Origin of the sequence: Vibrio sp. 1151_11 (genome assembly GCF_029478525.1) — a bacterium.
Lineage (GTDB): Bacteria > Pseudomonadota > Gammaproteobacteria > Enterobacterales > Vibrionaceae > Vibrio > Vibrio anguillarum.
The window spans coordinates 1-1,243 of record NZ_SHMN01000083.1 but is presented as its reverse complement, the minus strand read 5'-3'; the positions used below and the strand labels follow the sequence as shown (position 1 = coordinate 1,243).

Annotated in this window: 1 protein-coding gene; it reads left to right on the top strand. The window is 46.4% G+C overall.

What is annotated here, in order from left to right:
- Nucleotides 1-62 precede the first annotated feature (62 nt).
- A protein-coding gene (locus EXZ60_RS18850; protein WP_095661212.1) for an IS3 family transposase occupies nt 63-1,213 on the top strand; the annotation gives its coding sequence in 2 pieces (ribosomal slippage) (nt 63-306 and nt 306-1,213; 1,152 coding nt in all).
- Nucleotides 1,214-1,243 lie beyond the last annotated feature (30 nt).

Below are 1,243 nucleotides of genomic sequence, written 5' to 3'. Positions count from 1 at the left end.
TGATCCGCACCACCAGTTTTGGACACCTAATTAAGTGAGTACAATCACTAATGAGGTGAACCATGACAAACAAGAAAAAACGTATTCTCCATTCTGCTGAATTTAAAGCAGAAGCACTGAAGCTAGCAGAAAAGCTGGGAGTAGCTACGGCAGCGCAGCATCTCTCGTTACACGAATCCCAGATCTACGGTTGGCGTAAAGCAGCCAAGAAAGATACTAGCACCAGTCAGCGGGAAAAAGATCTAGCCGCTGAAGTCGCAAAGCTCAAAAGGCAATTGGCTGAGCAAGCTGAAGAGCTAGATATCGTAAAAAAGGCCGCCACCTACTTCGCGAAAAATCTAAAGTAGATAGTTACGAATTTATGCTCGAACACCTGCTGTGCTTCAGTGCTGTCCGCATGGCTAAGGTGTTCGGGGTTTCACGAAGTGGGTTTTATTACTGGATTAAGCATCGCCACAAGGCCACTCAGCGCGAGGTAACTCGCCAAGAGCTTGATACGAAGGTCAAAAAGGCTTTTGACAACAGCAAAGGCCGTGATGGTTCAAGGCGCATCCAGAAAGAGCTGGCAGAGAACGGTGATAGCCGTAATGTTAAAACCATTGCCGCTAGTATGAAGCGTCAGGATTTAACGCCGAAAGCGGCACGTAAGTTTAGGTGCACTACGGATAGCAAACATAAAATGCCAGTTGCTCCGAACCTGCTGGCTCAGGATTTTAACGCGGAGGCTCCGAATCAAAAGTGGGCGGGAGACATCACCTATGTTGCGACAAGTGAAGGCTGGCTGTATTTGGCGGTAATTATTGACCTTTATTCAAGGCAAGTAGTCGGCTGGTCTATGGATACCAGAATGACCGCAACACTGGTCTGCGATGCATTATCAATGGCCTTGTTCCGTCGTGGGTTCCCTGAGCAGGTGATCGTTCATAGTGACCGAGGTAGTCAGTACTGCTCAAAAGATTATCGAGACATCATAACCGCTTATAATCTAAAGCAAAGTATGAGTAGGAAAGGAAACTGCTGGGATAATGCTTGTGTTGAGAGCTTCTTCCATTCAATGAAGGTTGAAGCGATCCAATATGAGCCGATCATGACGCGAGACGAGATGCGTCAAACGCTCTTTGAATACATCGAGGTTGATTATAATCGGACAAGAAGGCACAGTGCTCTTGGGTATCTAAGTCCAGTTAACTTTGAAAATAAAAATGTCGCTTAATGAAGTGTCCAGTCTGGCTGGAGCAGATCA